Origin of the sequence: Streptomyces globisporus C-1027 (assembly GCF_000261345.2) — a bacterium.
Classification (GTDB): domain Bacteria; phylum Actinomycetota; class Actinomycetes; order Streptomycetales; family Streptomycetaceae; genus Streptomyces; species Streptomyces pakalii.
On sequence record NZ_CP013738.1, the window covers coordinates 720,631 to 739,921 of the forward strand.

General features: G+C 71.6%; 15 protein-coding genes. 8 read left to right on the plus strand and 7 right to left on the minus strand.

The features are described from left to right. Positions 1-22: 22 nt before the first annotated feature. Together WQO_RS02980 and WQO_RS02985 are read right to left on the minus strand one after the other, a co-directional pair. On the minus strand, positions 23-2,314 hold the full coding sequence (locus WQO_RS02980; RefSeq protein WP_010062622.1) for a protein kinase domain-containing protein: 2,292 nt from the start codon (positions 2,312-2,314) through the stop codon (positions 23-25). A 192-nt stretch (positions 2,315-2,506) separates the two neighbouring features. Beyond that, a complete protein-coding gene (locus WQO_RS02985) occupies positions 2,507-3,469 on the minus strand; it encodes an oxygenase MpaB family protein (protein WP_010062621.1) in 963 nt (320 codons plus the stop codon). Between the two features lie 143 nt (positions 3,470-3,612). Between WQO_RS02985 and WQO_RS02990 the strand changes: the two genes are divergently transcribed. The 3 genes from WQO_RS02990 to WQO_RS36325 all read left to right on the plus strand — a co-directional run bounded on the left by WQO_RS02990 (position 3,613) and on the right by WQO_RS36325 (position 5,810). Further along, positions 3,613-4,227: a TetR/AcrR family transcriptional regulator gene (locus WQO_RS02990; protein ID WP_010062620.1), complete on the plus strand. Its 615-nt coding sequence runs from the start codon at positions 3,613-3,615 to the stop codon at positions 4,225-4,227. Between the two features lie 112 nt (positions 4,228-4,339). Next, a complete protein-coding gene (locus WQO_RS02995) occupies positions 4,340-5,689 on the plus strand; it encodes an OFA family MFS transporter (protein ID WP_029182499.1) in 1,350 nt (449 codons plus the stop codon). Further along, positions 5,658-5,810, plus strand: coding sequence for an MFS transporter small subunit (locus WQO_RS36325; RefSeq protein WP_010062618.1), 153 nt, complete (start codon positions 5,658-5,660; stop codon positions 5,808-5,810). The genes WQO_RS02995 and WQO_RS36325 overlap by 32 nt, the downstream gene beginning before the upstream one ends. Positions 5,811-5,866: 56 nt before the next feature. Here WQO_RS36325 and WQO_RS03000 read toward each other — a convergent pair whose 3' ends face one another. The 5 genes from WQO_RS03000 to chvE form a co-directional block, all read right to left on the minus strand. Then, positions 5,867-7,834, minus strand: coding sequence for an acyl-CoA dehydrogenase family protein (locus tag WQO_RS03000; RefSeq protein WP_029182498.1), 1,968 nt, complete (start codon positions 7,832-7,834; stop codon positions 5,867-5,869). Between the two features lie 49 nt (positions 7,835-7,883). Next, positions 7,884-8,336, minus strand: coding sequence for a VOC family protein (locus tag WQO_RS03005; protein WP_010062616.1), 453 nt, complete (start codon positions 8,334-8,336; stop codon positions 7,884-7,886). A 244-nt stretch (positions 8,337-8,580) separates the two neighbouring features. After that, positions 8,581-9,819 (minus strand): multiple monosaccharide ABC transporter permease, encoded by a 1,239-nt coding sequence (mmsB, locus tag WQO_RS03010; RefSeq protein ID WP_010062614.1) that lies wholly within the window; start codon positions 9,817-9,819, stop codon positions 8,581-8,583. Beyond that, a complete protein-coding gene (mmsA, locus tag WQO_RS03015) occupies positions 9,809-11,443 on the minus strand; it encodes a multiple monosaccharide ABC transporter ATP-binding protein (RefSeq protein WP_010062612.1) in 1,635 nt (544 codons plus the stop codon). The genes mmsB and mmsA overlap by 11 nt, the downstream gene beginning before the upstream one ends. Continuing rightward, the gene (gene chvE, locus WQO_RS03020) at positions 11,440-12,549 is read right to left on the minus strand and encodes a multiple monosaccharide ABC transporter substrate-binding protein (RefSeq protein WP_010062611.1); all 1,110 of its coding nucleotides are present in this window, start codon (positions 12,547-12,549) and stop codon (positions 11,440-11,442) included. The genes mmsA and chvE overlap by 4 nt, the downstream gene beginning before the upstream one ends. A gap of 291 nt (positions 12,550-12,840) precedes the next feature. Here chvE and WQO_RS03025 point away from each other — a divergent pair, with 291 nt between their 5' ends. From WQO_RS03025 to WQO_RS03045, 5 genes are all read left to right on the plus strand, one after another. Beyond that, positions 12,841-13,887: a LacI family DNA-binding transcriptional regulator gene (locus WQO_RS03025; RefSeq protein WP_058953855.1), complete on the plus strand. Its 1,047-nt coding sequence runs from the start codon at positions 12,841-12,843 to the stop codon at positions 13,885-13,887. A gap of 297 nt (positions 13,888-14,184) precedes the next feature. Next, complete coding sequence (gene araB / locus WQO_RS03030) at positions 14,185-15,921, plus strand: ribulokinase (protein WP_010062608.1); 1,737 nt, start codon at positions 14,185-14,187, stop codon at positions 15,919-15,921. Between the two features lie 86 nt (positions 15,922-16,007). After that, complete coding sequence (gene araA / locus WQO_RS03035) at positions 16,008-17,522, plus strand: L-arabinose isomerase (protein ID WP_010062607.1); 1,515 nt, start codon at positions 16,008-16,010, stop codon at positions 17,520-17,522. Between the two features lie 50 nt (positions 17,523-17,572). Continuing rightward, on the plus strand, positions 17,573-18,286 hold the full coding sequence (gene araD / locus WQO_RS03040) for an L-ribulose-5-phosphate 4-epimerase AraD (RefSeq protein ID WP_010062606.1): 714 nt from the start codon (positions 17,573-17,575) through the stop codon (positions 18,284-18,286). A 245-nt stretch (positions 18,287-18,531) separates the two neighbouring features. Next, entirely contained in the window at positions 18,532-19,284 is a 753-nt protein-coding gene (locus WQO_RS03045; protein ID WP_010062604.1) for a (5-formylfuran-3-yl)methyl phosphate synthase, read from the plus strand. Positions 19,285-19,291 lie beyond the last annotated feature (7 nt).

The following is a 19,291-nucleotide window of genomic DNA, read 5'->3' on the forward strand; positions in this document are numbered from 1 at the left end:
GGCGGCGGGGAAGCCGCCGGGATCAGCCCGACCTCGGCGGCTTCCGTGCGTCGAAGGCGAAGAGGGTGTTGTCGTCGGCGGCCACGAACAGCGCGCGGCCGGCGACGGCCACGCGCGGGCTCGCGTTCTGCTCCCCCGTCAGCCCGTCGGCCTGCGGGTCCGTCGACCACAGCTTCTTCCCGTCGTCCGGCGACAGCGCGACGACCCGGCCGGTGGCCGAGCTGAAGTACACCGCTCCGTCACCCGCCGCGGGCCCCGACGCGCCTTCCACGCCCGTCTGCCGCGCCCACTTCTTGCGGCCGGAGGCGGGGTCGAACGCGGTGACGCGACCGGTCTGCCCGCTCACGTAGACGGTGCCGTCCACCATGCCGGGGGTGCCGTCGTACACCTGGTCGAACCGGGAGCGGGTCACCTTGCCCGAAGCGGGGTCGACGCGGACCACCCCGTCGTACCCGGTCCGCGCGGTCCCCTCGTAGTGCGGGGAGAGGAGGACGAGGGAGCCGTCGGCGTCGCCCACCGGCACGGCGGGTCCGTCGACCGTGACGGGCCTGCCCAGCTCCCCGGAGTCGAGGGCGAGCGCCCGCAGGGTGGGGCTGCGCTGTTCGAGGGCGTCGACCTCGGCGTCGGTCGCGCACATCGCGAGAAGCCGCGGGCCCGCCGGGACGGGCGCGCACTGGGTGCCGTCGGGGAACGGCGCCGTCCAGGCGACCTTGCCGCTGTGGGCGTCCCGGGCCTCGAAGCGGGAGTTGGAGGCGTCGACGGTCACCACGGCGGAGCCGGCCACGACGGCGTCCTGGGTCCGGCCGGTGACGGCCGTCGACTGGGCACCGGAGGGCGTGGACCACAACTCCTCACCGCTGTCCGCGTCGAGGGCCACGACCTCCTGGGTAGGGCCCTGCGGGGCGTCCTGGTCGGCGATGCGGTAGCCGATCACGGTGCCGTCGGTGGCGCCCACCATGTGCATGCCCTGGACCGGGATGCCGGGGCTCTTCGCGGTCCACACCCGCGATCCGTCCGCGGGGTTCACGCGGGTCGCGATGACACCGCCGCCCCCGCAGAACAGCGCGTCGTCGCGGGCGACGCAGCGCAGTTCGTCGGGGATGTCCTCGCGGCCGCCCGGCACGGTCGTGCGCCACGGCTCGAAGCCGTCCGGGAGGGTGCCGCCCGGTGCGGCGGCGCTCCGCCCGGCGCCCGTGCCCCGGCCGTCCGTGCCGTCGCCGTCCCCGTCGGCGCCGCCCGTCGTCAGCACGGCGATTCCCCCGCCGATCGCCGCCACCGCGACCACCGCGGCGAGCACGGGCTGCCACCGGCGCCGCAGCCGGCCGCCGATCGCGGTACCGGTGGCGGGCGGGCCGGAAGCGGCCGGGGCGGGCGGGGCGGCGGAAGTGGCCGAGGAAGCGAGTGCGGGGGTCGTCGGAGGCGGGGTGTCCGGCGTCATGAGGTGGTGCTGGGTGAGCATGTCGCGGGTCCGGCCGGCCCCCGGCTCGCCGGTGGCGGTGCCGCCCAGGTCGGACGGCAGATCGCGCAGGAGCACAAGGAGTTCGTCCACCGAGGGGCGCCGCTCGGGATCCTTGTCCAGGCACGGCTCGACGACCGCGCGCAGGGCGTCCGGCACGGCACCCAACGACGGCGCCTCGTGCACCACCTGGTAGGCCGTGATGTAGGGGCTGTCCGCGTCGAAGGGCCCGTGGCCCGTCGCCGCGTACACCAGGAGCGTCCCCAGCGAGAAGACGTCGGAGCGCGGCCCCACGCCGCGCGGCGCCTGCAGCTGCTCGGGCGACATGAAGGGCGGCGTACCGATGACCCGCCCGGTCATCGTCAGCGTCTGCTGGTCGACGGCGCGGGAGATGCCGAAGTCGATGACGCGGGGCCCCTCGGCCGAGAGGACGACGTTCGAGGGCTTCAGATCGCGGTGGACGACTCCCACCCGGTGGATGTCACGCAGCGCCTCGGCAAGACCGACGGCGAGTCTCCGCAGCTCCGCCCCGCCCAGGGGGCCCTCGTCGGTGATGCGCTGGGCGAGCGTGGGGCCCTCGATGTAGGTCGTCGCCATCCACGGCTGGTCGGCCTCGGGGGCGGCGTCGACCACGGCGGCGGTGAACGCTCCGCTCACCCGGCGTGCGGCGGCCACCTCCTGCCGGAACCGGATGCGGAACTCGTCGTCCCCCGCGAACTGCTGGTGGATCAGCTTGATCGCGATGGACCGGCCGGAACTCGTCCGGGCCAGGAAGACCGTGCCCATGCCACCCGAACCGAGCCGCGCCTCCAGCGGATAGCCGCCGATCTCGGCTGGGTCACCTCCGCGCAGCGACACTCTCCCCGACCTCCCGTCCCCCGTGCGTCCGTCTCCGCCACCACGGGCCTGCTCCTCCGTGCTGCACCCAAACTAGTCGCAGGGCGGTAGGGCGGAGCAAAGCGGGTGACGTACAGGGGGCGGGACGCCCGGGGCGGGGCTCGCCCGCCGGCCGTGTCAGTCGAGGCGGCCGGCTCTCGGGACACCGTGTCGTCAGTCGCGCGGGCCACCTCTCGGCACGTAGTGCTGCGGGAGTCCTCGGCGTTCTTCGGGCGGCAGGTTCCGGGCCGGTGTCTCCACCGGGGCCGACGCGGGCCGCCCCTGCTCGCGGTCCCAGCCCGCCCGGGCGCGCGGATGGAAGCGGTGCCGCTCGGGGACGTACCGCCAGGCGTGGTGCACCGACCGGCCCAGCAGGCACAGCAGGCGTTCGTCGTGGGGCGTCCAGCGCAGGCCCAGGCGGTCCCGGACGGTCTGCGGATACAGGCCGACCGTGATCCACAGCGTCATCCGGACGAGCGGGACGCGGGCGAGGGCCCAGAGCGGCGGCGGCAGCCACCGCAGGAGGGGCGGCCGGGCGATACGGCGCATGTTCAGGACGTCCCGGGTCGGCCGGTTGTCCTCCAGGACGTCGGCGCACATGTGGTCCCAGTACCGCTGGAACTCCTCCCAGCTGCCGGGCACGGGTTTCATCGAGAGGCCGTACAGCGCGTACCAGCGGACGTGCTCGTCGAAGAGCGTGCGCCGCTGTGGCTCGGTGAGGCCGCCGCCGAAACGCTCGGCGACCTGCACGGTCAGCATGAAGAACGTGGCGTGCGCCCAGTAGAACGTGCCCGGGTTGAGCGCGTGGTACGGGCGGCCGTGCGCATCGACCCCGCTGATCGCGGCGTGGTAGCCGCGCACCTCGCGGGCCGTACGGGCGGCGAGCGGGCCGTCGTAGACCACTCCCCCGATCGGGTACAGCGAGCGGAAGAGGCGCTCCCACCGCTCCTCGAAGAAGCGTGAGTGCTCGGCGACACCCGCGCCCAGCTCGGGGTGCATGTTCTGCATCGATCCGGCCCAGGGGGCGAGGAGGAGGCCCCTCCAGTCGCCGAACCAGCGCCAGGTGAGGGAGTCGGGGCCGAGCGGTTCGGGGGGTCTCGGGCCGGTCGGGCCGGGGCCGTGCGCTGACGCTGTCACGTGTACCTCCGCTGGGGTTCTCCGTTGCGAGGCCGTCGAGAGCAATCTGATGACACCTGTCCTCAGGTTAAAATGTGCGGACATCTGTCGTCAATTGCGCGAGCAGCACACGACTACGTGAACAGAACACGGGGGAACCGGAGTTGACGGAACGGAGCTGGGGCGGCACCAAGCTCGCCGATCGTCGCGCCGCCCGTCGGCAGACGCTGCTGGACGTCGCCGAGCGGCTGGCCGGCGAGGAGGGGTGCGCGGCCGTCACGGTCCGGTCGGTCTGCCGTGAGGCGCGCCTGACGGACCGCTATTTCTACGAGAGCTTCACCGGCCGCGACGACCTGCTCCTCGCCGCCTTCGAGCGGGTCGCCGACGAGGCCCGGAGCGCGCTGGAGGGAGCGGTGGCGACCGGCGGCCCGCAGCGCGAGGTCCGGGCCCGGGCCGCCGTCTCCGCCTTCGTCGGCCTGGTCCTGGACGCGCCGCACAAGGGCCGCCTGCTGCTTCTGGAGCCCTTCGCCGACCCGGTGCTGGGGGCCCGCAGCCATCTGCTCATGCCGGTGTTCACCGACCTCGTCGGCGGCCAGCTCGCCGGTCCGGGGGACGACATCGACCGCCGTCTGGCCGCGCACGCCCTGGTAGGCGGTCTGGCCAACCTCTTCGCGGGGTGGCTCCACGGCACGCTCGACGTACCGCGCGAGCGGCTGGAGGCGCACTGCGTGGAGCTGGTGCTCGCGGCGACGACGCCCGCGCCCGCGCCCGGCAAGTAGCCATCCCCGCCAGGCTTCACCGGCACGCTCCGCCATCACGCGCATCGAACAAGGTGAAAGTTTAATCAACAGTCTTCTCAACAGGATCACCCGTCACTACGGTGAGGGACCCATGAGTCCCCCCATCGCCCCCGTGGGCTGGAGTCGCTGGCTGGTGCCCCCCGCCGCCCTCTCGATCCACCTCTCCATCGGCCAGGCCTACGCCTGGTCCGTGTTCAAGCCGCCGCTGGAGGACGCGCTCGGCCTCAGCGGCACGCAGAGCGCCCTGCCCTTCCAGCTCGGCATCGTCATGCTCGGCCTCTCCGCCGCCTTCGGCGGCACGCTCGTCGAGCGGCGCGGGCCCCGATGGGCCATGACCGTCGCCCTCGTATGCTTCTCCTCCGGCTTCCTGCTCTCCGCGCTCGGCGCGGCGACCCAGCAGTTCTGGCTGATCGTCCTGGGGTACGGATTCGTCGGAGGCATCGGTCTCGGCATCGGCTACATCTCTCCCGTGTCGACGCTCATCAAGTGGTTCCCCGACCGTCCGGGCATGGCCACGGGCATCGCCATCATGGGGTTCGGCGGCGGTGCGCTGATCGCCTCGCCCTGGTCGGCCCAGATGCTGGAGTCCTTCGGCAGCGACAGCAAGGGCATCGCCCTCGCCTTCCTGGTGCACGGACTGTCCTACGCGGTCTTCATGCTGCTCGGCGTCCTGCTGGTACGGGTGCCGCGCCCGCGTACGGAGGAACAGCGGGCGGACGGCAGCCCCGCCGCTGCCGCCGGGCCGCAGGTGTCGGCGCGTCAGGCGCTGCGCACTTCGCAGTTCTGGCTGCTGTGGGTCGTCCTCTGCATGAACGTGACGGCCGGCATCGGGATCCTGGAGAAGGCCGCGCCGATGATCACGGACTTCTTCTCGGGCACCTCGACGCCCGTGTCGGTCACCGCGGCCGCCGGGTTCGTCGCCCTGCTGTCGGCGGCCAACATGGCCGGCCGGATCGGCTGGTCCTCGACCTCCGACCTGATCGGGCGCAAGAACATCTACCGCGTCTACCTCGGTGCGGGCACGCTCATGTACGCGCTCATCGCCCTGGTGGGAGACTCGTCCAAGCCGCTGTTCGTGCTGTGCGCGCTGGTCATCCTCTCCTTCTACGGCGGCGGCTTCGCGACGATCCCCGCCTATCTGAAGGACCTGTTCGGCACGTACCAGGTGGGCGCGATCCACGGCCGTCTGCTCACCGCCTGGTCCACCGCGGGCGTTCTGGGGCCGCTGATCGTGAACTGGATCGCCGACCGGCAGGAGGAGGCCGGGAAGGACGGCGCGGATCTGTACGGGACGTCGCTCCTCATCATGATGGGCCTGCTCGTCATCGGCTTCGTGGCCAACGAACTGGTCCGCCCGGTCCACCCGTCCCACCACCTCGGCGACGTCACCGCGCAGAAGGGAGCGCCCGATGTCCGACAGCAGCAGTCAGAGTCCGCCTGACGTCGCCACAGGGAAGGACCGGCGGCCGCTGATCGCCTTCACCTGGCTGTGGGTGGGCGCCCCGCTCGCCTACGGGCTGTACGAACTGATCCGCAAGGCCACCCAGTTGTTCACCGGCTGACGGACCACTGACCGACCCCGGACCCGACGGGCCCGGGGTCACGGTCATCGCCGGGCTCAGGCTCCGCCCACCAGGTCCGGGGCGCGCAGCATGGCGTCCGGAATCCCCCAGGCGTCGACGAGTTCGCCGGCCAGGGGCCGGATCTTGCGGCAGAGGTCGTTCACCTCGCGGGTGATCGCCTTGGAGCGCTGGACGGTCAGCCGGCCGTGCTCCATGAACCAGGCGCGGTCCGCCTCGATCGTCGACAGGGCGTACAGGTCACACAGCAGGCCGAGGGCGACCTTGTTGCCGCCCTCGGGCAGCGTGCGCATCTTCTCGACGAACGCCTCCAGCACCAGCCGCTCCATGTGGGCGCGGGCGACGGCGATGACATGGTCCTGCACCTCGGAGAAGACGGCGCCCGCGTCGCGCTTGCGGTCGATGCCGCTCTTGAGCCTGCGGGCCACCCCGGCGAGCATGTGCTCCTCGCGGTAGCGGACCATGGCGAGCTGGTACTCCGAGTCGAGCAGTCCGGCTTCCTGGTCCCACTCGTCGCCGCCCGGCAGGAGATCCCGGACCCGTTCGAGCAGTTTGTGGGCCGAGGTCTTCTCGATGACCGTCTCGACGGCGAGGTTGGTGACGTAGCGGACCATGCCCAGCTGGTCCAGGTCCTCGAACTCGCTCGCGTAGTCGGTGAGCAGGCCCTTGGCGACGAGCTGGAGCAGGACGTGGTTGTCGCCCTCGAAGGTGGTGAAGATGTCGCTGTCGGCCTTGAGCGCGGCGAACCGGTTGACGGCGAGATAGCCGGCGCCACCGCACGCCTCGCGGCACTCCTGGATCACCTCAGTGGCGTGCCAGGTGGCGAGCGCCTTGGTTCCGGCGGCCCGGGCCTCCAGCAGGCGTCGCGCCTGCGCGTCGTCCTCCAGGCCGGAGAAGACGTCGTGGAGCTGGGTGCGGACGACGTCCTGGGCGAAGTGCAGTGCGTACGTCCGGGCGATGAGCGGCAGCAGACGCCGCTGGTGCAGTCCGTAGTCGAGGAGCAACTGCTCCTCCCCCTGGGGACCGGCCGCGAACTGGCGTCGCCGCAGGGCGTACTTCGTGGCGATCGCGAGGGCGACCTTGGCGGCGTTGACCCCGGCGCCGCCGACGCTGACGCGGCCCTGCACCAGGGTGCCGAGCATGGTGAAGAAGCGACGGTTCGGATTGTCGATCGTGCTCTCGTAGACGCCTTCCGGGGTGACGTCGGCGAAGCGGTTGAGCAGCGCCTCGCGGTCCACCCGCACACCGTCGAACCGGAGGCGTCCGTTGTCCACGCCGTTGAGGCCCATCTTGCGGCCGTCGTCCTCGATGTGGACCCCGGGGGCCGCCTCGCCGTCGACCCGGATCGGCACGACGAACGCGTGCACTCCTTGGGACTCCCCGCCCACCTCCAGCTGGGCGAAGACGACCGCCAGCTCTCCGTGTCGGGCCGCGTTGCCGATGTAGTCCTTGCGGGCCTGGTCGCCCTCGGTGGTGATGACGAACTGCTGGGCGTCGGCGTCGTAGCGCGCGACGGTGCCGAGCGCCTGGACGTTGGAGCCGTGCCCGGTCTCCGTCATCGCGAAGCAGCCCATCAGCTCCCCGGTGATCAGGTCCGGGAGATAGGCGTCGTGGTGGCGCTCGGTCCCCAGATGCAGGATCGCGCCGCCGAAGAGCCCGAACTGCACCCCGACCTTCACCAGCACCGACAGATCGCCGAAGGCGAGCGTCTCGAACGCGGCGATCGAGGCCCCGACGTCGCCACCTCCGCCGTACCGCTTCGGGAAGCCCATGCCGGTCTGGCCCGTCGCCGCCATCTCGACCACGAGCTCACGCACCCGCTCGCGGAACGCGTCGATGCCGAGCTCGTCGGCCTCGTCCAGCACCGAGGCGTACGTCGTCAGATTGGCCCGGACCAGGTCCCGGACCTCGGCGTACTCGCCGTCGAGCACCTCGGTCAGCGCCCGGACGTCGATCTCCGGCTGCACGTACCCGCCGGTCGCGGGCGATGTTCTGTCAGTGGTCATACCGATTCGCTACCCCGCCCGGAGACGATCAAGCAGTTCGCTGTCCCGGTCAGCCCTGTCCGGCGGGCGGATCGGCCAGGATGCCTTCGAGCAGCCCCGTGGCCTGGCCGACCTCGATGAGATAGCCGTCCGGGTCGCGCAGGTAGCAGCGGATCTCGGCCTTCCGGTCGATCGGCGGGGTGAGGAACTCGGCGCCCTTCGCACTCCACTCGCGGTAACAGCGTTCGATGTCGGCCACCCGGATGTTCAGGAAGCTCGTCGCCGTGCCGGGATCGGTCGGCGGGTGGAGCGTGACATCGGGTTTGTCGGGGGTCGGGCCGCCCCCGGGGTTCATGATCAGCCAGCTGTTCGCAAGCTTGATGATGCACGGGTTCTCGTCGAGGACCACTTCGCCGCCGACGACGTCGGCGTAGAACGCGCGTGCGCGGGGAACGTCCGCGACGGTGAGGAAGTGGGTGAGGAGCAGGCCCGACGCCGGTGCCGGGAGATCTTCACGGCGCATGGTGTGACGCCTCCAGACGGATGTCGACGTACCTCCCATGGTGGACCACCGGGCCGTCCCCCGAAAGGACGATCATCAACGGTCCGGACCTGATGGCGGCCGCGCCTTGGCCCCTGGCCAGGCCCGGCCCCCGACCGGGCCCTGCTCCTCGGCCGTGATCGGCCCCGGCCGCGCCCGGTCCCTCGCCGGACCCCGCTCCCCGGCCGGACCGTGCCGGGCCGGGCCCGATCACGGCCGGCGCCCGTCAGGAGCCCGCCCGGCGCTTGTTCCAGACGTCGAAGCCGACCGCGGCCAGCAGCGCCAGGCCCTTGATCACCTGCTGCCAGTCGGTGCCGATGCCCACCAGGTTCATCCCGTTGTTGAGCACCCCGAGGACCAGCCCGCCGATGACGGCGCCCAGCACCGTGCCCACACCACCGCTCATCGACGCCCCTCCGATGAAGGCGGCGGCGATGGCCTCCAGCTCGAAGTTGATGCCCGCCTTCGGCGAGGCCGCGTTGAACCGCGCCGCGAACACCAGCCCGGCCAGGGCCGCCAGCATCCCCATGTTCAGGAAGACCGCGAAGGTCACCTTGCGGTCCTTGACGCCCGACAGCTTGGCCGCGGGCAGGTTGCCGCCGATCGCGTACACGTGCCGTCCCACCACCACGTTGCGCATCACGTAACCGAAGCAGACCAGCAGGACCGCGAGGACGATCAGGACCACGGGCGCGCCCTTGTAGCTGGCGAGCAGGAGCGTGGCGACGGTGATGGCGGCGACCAGGGCCACGAGTTTCAGGACGAACAGGTTCTTCGGCAGGGGCGCCAGGTCGAACTCCGCCTGCCGGGCACGGTTGCGGATCTCCTGGTTGACCACCAGGGCGATCACTCCGAGGCCGAGCAGCAGGGTCAGGTTGTGGTAGTTGGTGACGGGGCCGACCTCCGGCAGGAAGCCGTTCGCCACCTTCTGCAGCCCTTCGGGGAAGGGGCCCAGGGTCTGTCCCCGCAGGAAGATCTCCGTCAGTCCCCGGAACAGCAGCATCCCGGCCAGCGTGACGATGAACGAGGGGATGCCGACGTACGCGATGAAGAAGCCCTGGACCGCCCCCGCGGCCGCGCCGATCAGCAGGGTCACCACCACGGCGAGCGGCCAGGCGAGCTGGTGCTCCACCATCAGCACCGCCGCGACCGCGCCGACCAGGGCCGTCAGCGATCCCACGGAGAGGTCGATGTGGCCGGAGATGATGACGATCATCATGCCGATGGCGAGGATCAGGATGTAGCTGTTCTGCAGGACGAGGTTGGAGACGTTGCGCGGCAGGAGCAGGTCGCCGCCCGTCCAGATCTGGAAGAGCAGCACGATGAGACCCAGCGCGAACAGCATCCCGTACTGCCGGGTGTTGCGCCGGACGTTCTCCACCAGCAGGCGCGCCACCGCCGGGGCGGCCCCGCGTGCCCCGGGGTCCGCGGCGGCCGGAGGGGTGGGGCTGAGGTCAGTGCTCATCGGTGAGTCCTTCGTGGGGTGCGGGGTGCCGGGGCGCGGGAACGGCGGGGTCGTGCGTCATGTACCGCATCAGCAGCTCCTGGTCGGCCTCGGCTCGGGAGCTCTCGCCGGTGATCCGGCCGGCCGCCATCGTGTAGACGCGGTCGCACATGCCGAGGAGTTCGGGCAGCTCGGACGAGATCATCAGGACGGCCCTGCCCTCGGCGGCGAGCCGGTCGATCACCGTGTAGATCTCGTACTTGGCACCGACGTCGACGCCCCGGGTCGGTTCGTCGAGGATGAGGACCTCGGGCCCGGCGAGGATCCACTTGCTCAGGACGACCTTCTGCTGGTTCCCGCCGGAGAGCCGGCCCACCTGGTCGAAGACCGTGCGCGTGCGGATGTTCATGGTGCGGCGGAACTCCTCGGCGACCACGCGCTCCTGGTGGGCGTCGACCACCCCGCGCCGGGCCAGCCGGGACAGCGAGGCGAGGGAGATGTTCCGGCTGACGGAGTCCTGGAGGTCGAGGCCGTAGTGCTTGCGGTCCTCCGTCACATAGGCGATGCCCGCATCGACGGCCTCCGGCACGGTACGGGTCCGCGCCTCGGCCCCGTCCCTGAGCACCGTCCCGGAGAGGTACCGCCCGTAGGAGCGGCCGAAGACGCTCATGGCGAGTTCGGTGCGGCCGGCGCCCATCAGCCCGGCGATGCCGACGATCTCGCCGCGCTCCACCCGCAGCGACACCCCGTCGACGACCTTGCGCTGGTGGTCGACGGGGTGGCCCACGGTCCAGTCGCGGATCTCCAGCGCCGGGGCGGAGGCGGGCGGGGCCGCGCAGGGGGTGCGGTCGGGGAAGCGGCTGTCGAGGCTCCGGCCCACCATCGAGCGGATGATGCGCTCCTCCGTGGTCTCCGGATCCTTGAGGTCGAGGGTCTCCACCGTGCGGCCGTCGCGGAGGACGGTGACGGAGTCGGCGACCTGGGCGATCTCGCCCAGCTTGTGGGAGATGATGATCGAGGTGATGCCCTGGTTCTTCAGTTCACCGATGAGCCGCAGCAGTTGGGCGCTGTCCTCGTCGTTCAGCGCGGCGGTCGGCTCGTCGAGGATCAGCAGTCCGACGTCCTTGGCCAGTGCCTTGGCGATCTCGACCAGTTGCTGCTTGCTCACCCCGATGTCGGCGACCCGGGTCTGCGGATGCTCGTGGAGACCTACGCGACGCAGGAGTTCGGCGGACCGGCGCAGGGTCGCCGGCCAGGTGATGACGCCGCGCCGGGCGGGCTCGTGGCCCAGGAAGATGTTCTCGGCGATCGAGAGCTGGGGGACGAGGGCCAGCTCCTGATGGATGATCACGATGCCGGACCGCTCGCTGGCGCGGATGTCGCGGAACCGGCACTCCTCGCCCTCGTAGCGGATCTCTCCCTCGTAACTGCCGTGCGGGTGGACGCCGGAGAGGACCTTCATCAGCGTGGACTTGCCCGCGCCGTTCTCGCCGCACAGCGCGTGGACCTCGCCGCGGCGCACCCGCAGGTTCACCTCGCTCAGCGCCCTCACGCCGGAGAACGTCTTGCTGATGGCCCGCATGTCGAGCACGGGGCCGTCGGCCGTGTCCCGCTCCGGGCCGGTGGCCGGGGCCTTCGGTGTCACCGCAGGTCCTCGGCCTTCAGGTAGCCCGAGTCCACGAGCACGGACCGGTAGTTGGACTTGTCCACGCTCACCGGCGGCAGCAGGTGCGCGGGGACGACCTTCTTCCCGTTGTCGTACGTCGTGGTGTCGTTGGTCTCCGGCTCCTTGCCGTCCAGGACCGCTCCGACCATGTCCGACGCCACCTGGGCGAGGGCACGGGTGTCCTTGTAGACGGTCTGGGTCTGCTCGCCCGCGATGATCGACTTGACGGAGGCCGCTTCCGCGTCCTGGCCGGTGACGACCGGCAGGGGCTTGGCGGAGCTGCCGTAGTCGTCGGACTTCAGAGCGGACAGGATGCCGATGGAGATGCCGTCGTACGGGGAGAGGACCGCGTCGACGCGGGCGCTGGAGTACGTCGAGGTGAGGAGGTCGTCCATCCGCTTCTGGGCGGTGCCGCCGTCCCAGCGCAGGGTGGTGACCTGGTTGAGGCGGGTCTGTCCGGAGCGGACGACGAGGCGTTTGTCGTCGATGTAGGGCTTCAGCACCTTCATGGCGCCGTTGAAGAAGTACTTGGTGTTGTTGTCGTCGTTGGAGCCCGCGAACAGTTCGATGTTGAAGGGGCCTTCGTCCGGCCGGTCCTTCAGTTCGAGCTTGTCGACGATGTAGCCCGCCTGGAGTTCCCCGACCTTCTCGTTGTCGAACGAGGCGTAGTAGTCGACGTGGTCGGAGCCGAGGATCAGCCGGTCGTAGGAGATGACGGGGATGTCGGCGTCGGCTGCCTGCTGGAGGACGTTGGAGAGGGCCTCGCCGTTGATCGCGGCGATGACCAGGGCGTCCACCCCCTGGGTGATCATGTTCTCGATCTGGGAGACCTGCTGGTCGGGGTCGTCCTCGCCGTACTGGAGCGTGGTCCGGAAGCCCGCCTTCTTCAGGCTGGCCGTCATGTTCCTGCCGTCGGCTATCCAGCGTTCGGACGACTTGGTCGGCATCGCGATGCCGATGGTCCGGGCGTCGTCGCCGGACTTCTCACGGCTTCCGCCCTCGCTGTTCTGACCACAGGCGGTCAGCAGCAGGGCGCACGCGGTCGCGGCGGCGAGGAGGGGAAGAGCGGCTCGTCGGTTCGTCATGGTCGTTACCTGGCATTCCCGTCGTTGGGGCGGCTCTGGGGGGGCAGGGCGTCGGGGCGGGGTATCGGGGCGGCTCTGGGCAGGGGTGCGAAGCCGACGGGCCCCGTCGTCGATGCGCTCGCGGGCGCCGTCGACCGGGGATCCGCCCACCGGCCACTGGATTGTTAGCGCTCACACACGTTGGGGGCAAGAGGCGTTAAGCTGTTTCTCGAATTCGAGGTGGGCCCGTCGCCCTCGCGGGGCGTCCCGCGGCCGGGCCGGGCCGCGGCCGTCGTCCGGAGGAAGCAAGGCATGACCCGCCCCACCGAGGCCCTCCGCCCACCGACGATGGCGGACGTCGCCCGGGAGGCGGGCGTCTCCCACCAGACCGTGTCCCGGGTCCTCAGCGGCCATCCCAACGTCCGGGCCACCACCCGGGAGCAGGTGACGGCCGCGATCGAACGGCTCGGCTACCGCCGCAACCCGGCGGCCCGGGCGCTGGTGACCCGGCGTTCGCGGACCATCGGCGTGATCGCGGTCGACCCGACGCTCTACGGCCCCGCGAGCACCCTGGCCGGCCTGCAGGAAGCAGCGCGCGACGAGGGGTATCTGGTCTCGACGGTCACCCTGCGCAGCGGAGGCGGCCACGCGCTGGAGGACGCGCTCGACCATCTGGCGGCCTGGGGCGTCGAGGGTGCCGTCGCCATCACCCCCCAGCGCTCCAGCGTGCAGGCCCTGGCCCGGCTGGCCCCGCCCTTTCCCGTCGTCACGGTGGAGGGCAGCCACAGGCTCGACATCCCCGGCGTCTCCCTCGACCAGGAGCTGGGCGCCCGCCTCGTCACCGAACACCTCCTGGCCACCGGTCACGAGACGGTCTGGCATGTGGCCGGGCCCGAGGACTGGCTGGAGAGCGCCGCGCGCACCGAGGGCTGGCGTGCCGTACTGGAGGAGCACGGGATCCGCCCGCCGCGCGTGCTGCGGGGCGACTGGAGCCCGCTGTCCGGCTACCACGCGGGGCAGGAGCTGGCGGGGCTGGCCCTGGCGGGGCGGGGCGCGGCCCCGGTGACGGCGGCCTTCGTCGCCAACGACCAGATGGCGCTGGGCGTTCTGCGCGCCCTGCGGGAGGCGGGCATCCGCACCCCGCGGCAGGTGGCCGTCGCGGGTTTCGACGACATTCCCGAGGCGGGGTTCTTCCCTCCCCCGCTGACGACCGTGCGCCAGGACTTCACGGCCATCGGCCGCCGGAGCATCCAGCTGCTGCTGGAGCACATCGAGGGCACCGCGGCGGGCGTGGAGCACATCGTGGTGGAGCCGCAGCTCATCGTCCGGGCGAGCACCCGGTCGCAGGACGGCGCCTGAGCCGTACGCCGCCCCGGCCATCCGTACGGCACGCCGCTCCAGGAATCTCCCTGCAGCACTCCGGCACCCGTACGCCACGCCGCCCCGGATTCCGCACAGCACTCCGGCACCCGTACCGCACACCGCTCCGGCACTCCGCGCCGTAGGCGACCCCTGAATCCGTACGGCACGCGCCCGGAAGTCCCGCCTCACGCCACTCCGAGAGCCCGGGCCTCTTGCTTCCAGCGATTGTTAGCGCTAACAATCAGGGGGCGGTGATGCTCCCCGCACCCACTCCCGCAGCAGAGAGTCTCGCTCGTGACCCCTCAGCCCGATTCCCCCGGTGACCTTCCCGCCGGCTCTCCCGGCAGCCCTCTCGACGGCCGGCCCGACGCCTGCACGGTCGGCGTCGACTTCGGCACGCTCTCGGCACGTGCCGTCGTGGTCCGGGTCCATGACGGTGCGGAGCTCGGCTCCGCCGTGCACACCTACCGCAACGGCGTCATCGACCGCAGCCTTCCGGGCTCGGACACCCCCCTGCCCCCGGACTGGGCCCTCCAGGACCCGCGCGACTGGCGGGAGGCGCTCCGTACCGCCGTACCGCAAGCGCTCGCGGCAGCAGGGGTCGCCCCGTCCCACGTCATCGGTATCGGCACCGACTTCACCTCCTGCACGGTGCTGCCGACCACGGCGGACGGCGTTCCGCTGGCCGAGCTGCCCGCCTGGGCGGACCGTCCCCACGCCTGGCCGAAGCTCTGGAAGCACCACGCCGCCCAGGACCAGGCCGACCGCATCAACGCCCTGGCGCATCAGCGGGGCGAGCCCTGGATCCGGCGGTACGGGGGCCGGATCTCCGCCGAATGGCAGTACGCGAAGGCGCTCCAGGTGCTCGAAGAGGATCCGCTGGTGTACGAGGCCTGCGCCCGCTGGATCGAGGCGGCCGACTGGATCGTCTGGCAGCTGACCGGCACCGAGTCGCGCAACACGTGCACGGCGGGCTACAAGGGCATCCACCAGGACGGCGCCTACCCCTCGCCCGCTTATCTCGCCGGACTCCACCCGGACTTCGCGGACTTCCCCGCCACCCGGCTCGACCATCCGCTGCTCCCCCTCGGCTCCCGCGCCGGGACCGTGACCGCCGAAGCCGCGGCCCTGACCGGGCTCAGGCCGGGCACCCCGGTCGCGGTGGGGAACGTCGACGCCCATGTCACGGCCCCGGCGGCCGGGGCGGTGGAGAACGGGCACCTGCTCGCCATCATGGGCACCTCCACCTGCCACGTCGTCAACAGCGACGAGCCGGCCGACGTCCCCGGTGTCTGCGGGGTGGTCGACGGGGGCATCGTGGCGGGAGCGTACGGCTACGAGGCCGGGCAGAGCGGAGTGGGTGACATTTTCGCCTGGTGGCTGCGCCAGGGCGTGCCCGACGACTACCGCGCCGCCGCCGAGGCGGCCGGTGAGGACCTGCACGAGCATCTGTCCCGGCTCAGCGACGGGCAACCGGTCGGGGCGCACGGCCTGATCGCGCTCGACTGGATGAACGGCAACCGCTCCCCGCTCGTCGACCACCATCTCTCCGGGGTCCTGGTCGGCCTCACCCTCGACACCCGCCCCGAGGACGTCTACCGCGCCCTGCTGGAGGCGACCGCCTTCGGTACCCGCGTCATCGTCGAGGCCCTGGAGGAACACGGGGTGCCCGTAACGGAGTTCATCGCGGCGGGCGGGCTCAAGAAGAACCCGCTGCTCATGCGGATCTACGCCGACGTCCTGCGCCGCCCCGTGTCCCTCGCCATCTCCGACCAGGGGCCCGCGCTCGGTTCGGCGATCCACGCGGCGGTGGCGGCCGGGGCGTACCCGGACGTCCGGGCGGCCGCCGCCCGCATGGGCGGCGTCGAGCGGAACGCCCATCTCCCCGACCCGGACAACGCCGACGTCTACGACGAGCTGTACGCCGAATACCGCGCGCTGCACGACCACTTCGGCACCGGCGGCGATCTCCTGCTGCACCGGTTGCGCAGGCTCCGCAACCGCGCCCGGGCCCACGGGACCGCGCGCTGACCTCCAGCGCACTCTCACCGCACACCGCCCCGCGCACCTCGCGCCACCCACACACTGCCCCGCACCCCGACCAGGGAGTTGTCTTCATGCCCCTCGCCCCCACCGACAGCGAAGTCTGGTTCCTGACCGGTAGTCAGGCGCTCTACGGCGAGGACACCCTCGCCCAAGTAGCCGCCCAGTCGAGGCAGATATGCGAGACGATCGCCGCCGATACCGCAGCTGGTCCTGCCGTGCGCATCGTGTGGAAGCCCGTGCTGACGGAGGCGGACGCCATCCGCCGGATGTGTCTGGACGCCGAGGCGGACGACCGCTGCATCGGCCTCATCGCCTGGATGCACACCTTCTCCCCCGCCAAGATGTGGATCACCGGCCTCGCCTCTCTGCGGAAGCCACTCCTTCATCTGCACACCCAGGCGAACCGCCGCCTCCCCTGGTCCACGATCGACATGGACTTCATGAATCTGAACCAAGCGGCCCACGGTGACCGCGAGTTCGGTCACATCCAGTCCCGTATCGGTGTCGCCCGCAAGACCGTGACCGGGCACGTCGCGTCGCCCGACGTGTCCCACCGCATCGCGGCCTGGACGCGGGCCGCCGTCGGACGCGCCGAGTTCGCCCGGCTGCGCCTGGCCCGCTTCGGGGACAACATGCGGGATGTCGCGGTCACCGAAGGCGACAAGGTCGAGGCCCAGTTCAGGTTCGGCATGTCCGTCAACACCTACGGGGTCAACGAGTTGGTGGCGGCCGTGGACGCCGTGGACGACAGCGCCGTCCAGGCGCTCACCGAGGAGTACGCGGACCGGTACACGCTGGCTCCCGAGCTGCTCCCCGGCAAGGAGCGCCACGCGTCCCTGCGGTACGCGGCCCGGATCGAGGCCGGGCTGCGCGGCTTCCTCACGGACGGCGGCTTCACCGCGTTCACCACCAACTTCGAAGACCTCGGCGGCCTGCGGCAGTTGCCCGGTCTCGCGGTCCAGCGGCTGATGGCCGACGGTTACGGCTTCGGGGGTGAGGGCGACTGGAAGACCTCGGCGCTGCTGCGGGCCACGAAGGCCATGGCGTACGGACTGCCGGGCGGTACCTCGTTCATGGAGGACTACACCTACGACCTCGCTCCGGACAGCGGGCTCGTCCTGGGGGCGCACATGCTGGAGGTGTGCCCGTCCCTCGCCGCCGCCACGCCCTCCTGCGAGATCCACCCGCTGAGCATCGGCGGGCGTGAGGACCCGGTCCGCCTGGTGTTCGACGCGGCCCCCGCCCCCGGAGTCGTCGTGGGGCTGGCCGACATGGGCTCCCGCTTCCGGCTGGTCGCCAACCGGATCGACGTGGTCGGGCCGCCCGAACCGCTGCCCCTGCTGCCCGTGGCCCGGGCGGTATGGCGCCCGGAACCCGATCTGCGCACCTCCACGGAGGCGTGGCTGACCGCCGGGGCTCCGCATCACACGGTGCTCACCACGGCCCTGGGCCGCGAGGAGTTCGAGGATCTGGCCGACATGCTGGCCGTCGAGCTCGCGTTCATCGACGCCGACACGACCGTACGCCGGTTCGCCCAGGAACTCCGCTGGAACCAGGCCTACCACCGACTGGCCGACGCCCTGTGAGCGGCACCGTCCGGGCGACCGCTCCCCCACCCCGGCCAGGAGGCCCCGCCATGTCCCGCTCCGCTTTCGCGTCGCTGCGCGGCGAGGTCCTCGCCGCCAATCTGCGCATCCCCCAGGCGGGTCTGGCCACCCTGACCTGGGGCAATGTGAGCGGGGTCGACCGGGAGGCCGGCGTGTTCGTCATCAAGCCGTCGGGGGTGCCGTACGACCGGCTGAGCGAGGAGCATCTCGTCGTCGTCGCCCTGGACGACGGCCGGGTGGTCGAGGGGGATCTGCGTCCCTCGACGGACACCGAGACGCACCGGAGCCTCTACCGGGCCTTCCCGTCGATCGGCGGGATCACGCACACCCACTCCCCGCACGCCGTGGCCTTCGCCCAGGCCCGCCGCCCGATCCCGGTGCTCGGCACCACGCACGCGGACACCTTCGACGGCCCGGTGCCGGTCACCGATCCGCTCAGCGCCGAACAGTGCGCGGCCGACTACGAGTTCAACACCGGGCAGGTCATCGTGAAGCTGCTCGAAGGCGACGACGAACGGGCCCGGACGGTGCCCGCCGCCCTCGTCGCGCACCACGGTCCCTTCACCTGGGGTGCGGACGCCGACGCCTCGCTGGAGCACGCGGTGATCTGCGAGGCGGTCGCGGAGATGGCGCTGCACACGCTCTCCCTGGGGGCGGTCCAGCCGCCTCAGCATCTGCTGGACCGTCACTTCACCCGTAAACACGGCGCGGGAGCCTATTACGGCAACCCCGGGGCCGTGTGACCGGTGTGTGGGTGATTTCGGGCGCTGTGCCGGGATTTCGGGTGTGGCTCCGGGACTTCGGGCCGTACGTGATCCGGCGGAGGCTGGGGTGAACGGCGCGCCGCGGGGGGCGTGAGGGTGTCGGAGCAGTGCCCCGTTCGCCTTCCCTCGCGCCCTGCCGGGTGGTCGGGTGGCGCGGCGACGATGATCCGGACCTGATCGGCAAGACACCCCCCAGGGGGTGTCAACGGTGGAAGGAATCCACGTTGCTGCTGCTCATCTCCCCGGACGGCGTCGAGGAAGCACTCGCGTGCGCGAAGGCGGCGGACCATCTCGACATCGTCGATGTGAAGAAGCCCGACGAGGGCTCGCTCGGCGCGCACTTCCCGTGGGTCATCCGGGAGATCCGCGGGGCGGTCCCGTCGGACAAGCCGGTGTCGGCGACGGTCGGGGACGTCCCGTACAAGCCCGGCACGGTGGCGCAGGCGGCGCTCGGCGCGGCGGTCTCCGGAGCCACCTACATCAAGGTCGGTCTCTACGGGTGCACGACGCCCGACCAGGCCATCGAGGTGATGCGCGGAGTGGTCCGGGCCGTCAAGGACTTCCGGCCGGACGCGTTCGTCGTCGCCTCGGGCTATGCCGACGCCCACCGCATCGGCTGTGTGAGCCCGCTCGCGCTGCCCGACATCGCCCGCCGCTCCGGCTCCGACGCGGCGATGCTCGACACCGCGATCAAGGACGGGACCCGGCTGTTCGACCATGTGCCGCCGGAAGCCTGCGGGGAGTTCGTCCGGCTGGCCCACGACGCCGGGCTGCTCGCCGCGCTCGCGGGCAGCGTGAAGCGGGAGGATCTCGCCCTGCTGACCCGGATCGGGACGGACATCGTCGGCGTACGCGGGGCGGTCTGCGAAGGGGGCGACCGCAACGCGGGGCGGATCCAGCCGCGGCTGGTGGCCGAGTTCCGGGCGGAGATGGACCGGCACGCCCGGGAACACGCGGCGACCCCGGCCGCGAGCTGACCGCCGG

What these genes read in the sequence shown, in the direction of transcription:
- WQO_RS02995 (WP_029182499.1), top strand. Translation starts at nt 4,340, where the DNA reads ATGAGTCCCCCCATCGCCCCCGTGGGCTGGAGTCGCTGGCTGGTGCCC.
- WQO_RS36325 (WP_010062618.1), top strand. Translation starts at nt 5,658, where the DNA reads ATGTCCGACAGCAGCAGTCAGAGTCCGCCTGACGTCGCCACAGGGAAG.
- WQO_RS03000 (WP_029182498.1), bottom strand. Translation starts at nt 7,834, where the DNA reads ATGACCACTGACAGAACATCGCCCGCGACCGGCGGGTACGTGCAGCCG.
- WQO_RS03005 (WP_010062616.1), bottom strand. Translation starts at nt 8,336, where the DNA reads ATGCGCCGTGAAGATCTCCCGGCACCGGCGTCGGGCCTGCTCCTCACC.
- mmsB (WP_010062614.1), bottom strand. Translation starts at nt 9,819, where the DNA reads ATGAGCACTGACCTCAGCCCCACCCCTCCGGCCGCCGCGGACCCCGGG.
- chvE (WP_010062611.1), bottom strand. Translation starts at nt 12,549, where the DNA reads ATGACGAACCGACGAGCCGCTCTTCCCCTCCTCGCCGCCGCGACCGCG.
- WQO_RS03025 (WP_058953855.1), top strand. Translation starts at nt 12,841, where the DNA reads ATGACCCGCCCCACCGAGGCCCTCCGCCCACCGACGATGGCGGACGTC.
- araA (WP_010062607.1), top strand. Translation starts at nt 16,008, where the DNA reads ATGCCCCTCGCCCCCACCGACAGCGAAGTCTGGTTCCTGACCGGTAGT.
- araD (WP_010062606.1), top strand. Translation starts at nt 17,573, where the DNA reads ATGTCCCGCTCCGCTTTCGCGTCGCTGCGCGGCGAGGTCCTCGCCGCC.